3 protein-coding genes are annotated in these 3,536 nt (G+C 55.9%); all 3 read left to right on the forward strand.

What is annotated here, in order from left to right; all coding sequences use genetic code 11:
• Positions 1-510: 510 nt before the first annotated feature.
• Entirely contained in the window at positions 511-1,383 is an 873-nt protein-coding gene (locus SV253_08455) for an ATP-binding protein (GenBank protein MDY6776085.1), read from the forward strand.
• A 262-nt stretch (positions 1,384-1,645) separates the two neighbouring features.
• Entirely contained in the window at positions 1,646-2,890 is a 1,245-nt protein-coding gene (locus SV253_08460; GenBank protein ID MDY6776086.1) for a transposase, read from the forward strand.
• 113 nt (positions 2,891-3,003) lie between these two features.
• Positions 3,004-3,339: a hypothetical protein gene (locus tag SV253_08465; protein ID MDY6776087.1), complete on the forward strand. Its 336-nt coding sequence runs from the start codon at positions 3,004-3,006 to the stop codon at positions 3,337-3,339.
• The last annotated feature ends 197 nt before the right edge of the window (positions 3,340-3,536 follow it).

A 3,536-nucleotide genomic window follows, 5' to 3' on the forward strand; every position in this document is an offset into this window, starting at 1 on the left:
GTCCGCTGCTGTCGGCGGCTACTCCGTCGCAACCAGAACGGCGGCGACGGAGGCGTGCTCAAAAATCGGAGATTTTTGGCATGCCACTGAGCTCCGCTCAGTGTAGCACACCCGTAAACATCGCGCTAAATGGCGGGACGATGACCGTGAACGTGTAAGTACTGACGCCCCTTCGACGGGGAGACAGGCCTCTCCGTTGGTTACATAGCCATAGAACGGAAGTCCACGTCAAAGCCCCATCCCTCCACGAGCGAGGGTTTGCCCGAGCGAAGTAGGGTGGGGTAGTTTACGCGACACCGAGATCTTTACTCGCGGCTCTCCTCCTAACACTTTTAGGATTTAAGTCACAACACTGTGGTTAATCGTATGATAGGGTCTCATCTGTTTGAGGTGTACATCTATGCGGTAGTTCCACTCGCATTTCTGTCGGTCTCCTTAGGCTACTCAGTCCTCAAGACGTACAGACTCAGATCCTGGAAACCCGTATTTCTGGTCGTTCTCTTATCGATAATGGCAGCCCATCAGACGAGCGAGACCTACCTTCTCGTTTCGTCTTCCGTGGATCTCAGCGGTACTGGTGCGGGTACGGGTACCGAGACCGACACAGTTCTGGAGACGACCGAGACGGTAGCCAACATAGCTGCGAGCCTCTCCGCCTACTTCGTCCTCGGAATCGTGGGCGACGAGAGACGCGCGAAGGAGAGTACAGCGGTTCTGAGCCGCGTGATGCGTCACGACCTCCGTAACAGCCTGACCGTGATAAGAGGATACATACAGTTAGCCGAGGAGGAGGCTCGTGCCTCGGATCAAAACCAGATCGCCGAGTACCTCGACAAGCCCGCCGACGAGATAGACGACCTAAGCCAGACAGCCGACAAGGCTCGGAGGCTCGAAGACGTTCTCGAAGAGAGGACTACACCACGTAGCGTGGATCTCGGTGAGGTAGTCTCGGCTGAAGTCGAGGACGCACGCCGACGTTTCGACGACGCCGAGATATGTCTGAGGGATGACGTTCACAGTACCAGTGTCAGAGCCGACGAGTACCTCGGTGAGGCTCTGAGAGCCGTGATAGAGAACGGCGTCGTACACAACGACAACGACAAGGAGACACCCAAGGTCGAAGTAGACGTCGAGGAAAACCGGACGAACGTAGTAGTCTCCGTGAGAGACAACGGTCCCGGGATCGCTGAGGAAAGGAGGGACAGGATCTTAGGACACGAGGAGAGGAGCCAGCTTCACCACGGAGAGGGGATCTCGCTCTTCGTAGTCGGCTGCCTCATCGACGAGTACGGTGGCAACATATGGATAGAGGACGACGGCTTAGACGGAGAGGGATCGGCGTTCAAGATCAGGCTCTGGAAGTCTGTCGAGGGGATTCTGTAGTGTAGGTTCGAATAGCTGATATCCGAGTGAGTTCGGAGGAGTCATACTCGAGTATCAGTCCCAGTCGTGACTCTCCCAACCCTCGTAATGCTTCAGACGGCTCTTTATCACCCAAGGCTCCCACTCACATTCATAGCGGATACAGCGCGGAAACCCACCCCTTCAGGGTGGGAGGAAGCGCGTAAACTCCATGTCTCTGACTACCAGCCACGACAAGGCCAGCTCCCTAATGCTTTTGAACCCCTAACCCTACATATGACGTATGGAGAAGCGGCGAACTGTCCCCGTGAAACTCGACGTCGACAGTTCCGACACCGCACTCCTCGAAGACACCGTAGACGAGTTTCTGTGGGCGGCTAACTATGTCACAAGCCACGCTTTCCAAGGCGAATACGTCACGACGAGCAAGACCACGCTCCACAAAGGCACTTACGAGGACGTGCGTGACGAGACAGCGTTGCACAGCAACCACGTCCAAGCTGCCCGAAACAAGGCCGCCGAAGCCTGTAAGAGCGTGGTCGAAAAGTGGAAACAGGGCAAGAAGGCGTCGATGCCGTACTTCACCAGTCCACACCTCGTCTACGACCACCGCACTGCCACGTTCCACGACGACTATGTGAGCCTCGCCACCACAGACGGACGCATCGAAGCCGACTACGTGCTACCTGATAAGGAGCGAGACACGCCCCACGCAGAATACCTCTTTTCGGACGAGTACGAAACCACAGGGGCAGAACTGCATTACACGAACGACAACTGGCTGCTTCACATCCACTGCAAGAAAGAAGTGGAGTCTGACACGTCGGAACAGACAACGACCACGCACGGGACGGTGCTTGGCGTTGACCTCGGCGTGAACAACCTCGCCGTCACCTCCACGGGCACGTTCTGGACGGGAGACGAGTTCGACCACTGGCGCAGAGAATACGAGAAACGGCGTGGTGACTTGCAGGAACATGGGACGCGGTGGACACACGAGAACATCCAGTCAGTCGGTCGCAAAGAAGACGGTCGGTTCAAGCTGACACTCCACCGTATCTCGAACGAGTTGGTGGCTGAAGCCCGCGACAACGGCTGCTCGGTGATAGCGTTTGAAGACTTGACTGACATTCGCGAGCGTACTGGTGCGTCGTGGGGACACAAGTGGGCGTTCAACCGCCTCTACGAGTACGTCGAATACAAGGCCGCAGAGTACGGCATCGACGTAGAGCAAGTTGCCCCGGAGAACACCTCTCGACGGTGTTCACACTGTGGCTTTACCCACTCCGACAACCGTGAAGGTGAATCGTTCGAGTGTCTGAAGTGTGGCTACGAAAACCACGCGGATTACAATGCAGCGAAGAATATTGGCTTGCGGTATCTCCGCCGGAACCAAACTGGCTCCGGTGGAGGCGCACCCGTAGGCGTGCGCTTGAACAGCGGGACGCTGAACGCGAACGGAGAGTTTGAGCCTCCTGCCGAGGAATCGGCCAGAGTGGGAGTCCACGCTGAAAGCCCACGGCTTTAGCCGTGGGTTAGCTTACGCACTCCGTCTCTACCACAGATCCACATATAAACCCTGTCAATAGAAATTAACATTAGTGCAAAGGGTTTTACCCTTCTAAGTTAATAATAATAAACATGAGCCGAGTCTCCGACACAGCCGAGGACACCACCGACACGAAACAGGAGCGTCTCCAACACCCGAGCGGATGGCTGTACCTGACCCAACACGAGAGCGTCGCGATCATAGTAGACGCACTTCTCGACCTGCCTCCACACAGGGAGTTCAACAAGACGGAGCTAGCCGAACACGCAGGCGTGACGCGTCAGACGGTAGCCAACTACGTCGACCTACTTCTCGAACTGAGTATCATCGAGGAGGTGCCCGACACGTCACCCACACGTTACCGTGTAGCCGAGAGCGACGTCGTAAAGGAGTTATATGAACTAAACAGCGCGCTTAACTCGGTGTGATGCGTAGGGTAGAAGTCGACGAGATGCCGATTGATGAACAGTAGAGTAAACAACCACGGGTACAGTGACCCGTGGAACTCTCGCTGATTTTCTTTAGAGCCTGAGTACGGCTTCGGTGTCGTGACGACTGAGTATTAGGTCCGGGGCTTCTTGGCGATCTCCCCGCTTATCTTGACAGTCTCGTATGGGATGTAGGG

This window comes from Candidatus Afararchaeum irisae (assembly GCA_034190545.1).
Taxonomy (GTDB): domain Archaea; phylum Halobacteriota; class Halobacteria; order Halobacteriales; family Afararchaeaceae; genus Afararchaeum; species Afararchaeum irisae.

What these genes read in the sequence shown, in the direction of transcription:
- SV253_08460 (MDY6776086.1), top strand. Translation starts at nt 1,646, where the DNA reads ATGGAGAAGCGGCGAACTGTCCCCGTGAAACTCGACGTCGACAGTTCC.
- SV253_08455 (MDY6776085.1), top strand. Translation starts at nt 511, where the DNA reads ATGGCAGCCCATCAGACGAGCGAGACCTACCTTCTCGTTTCGTCTTCC.
- SV253_08465 (MDY6776087.1), top strand. Translation starts at nt 3,004, where the DNA reads ATGAGCCGAGTCTCCGACACAGCCGAGGACACCACCGACACGAAACAG.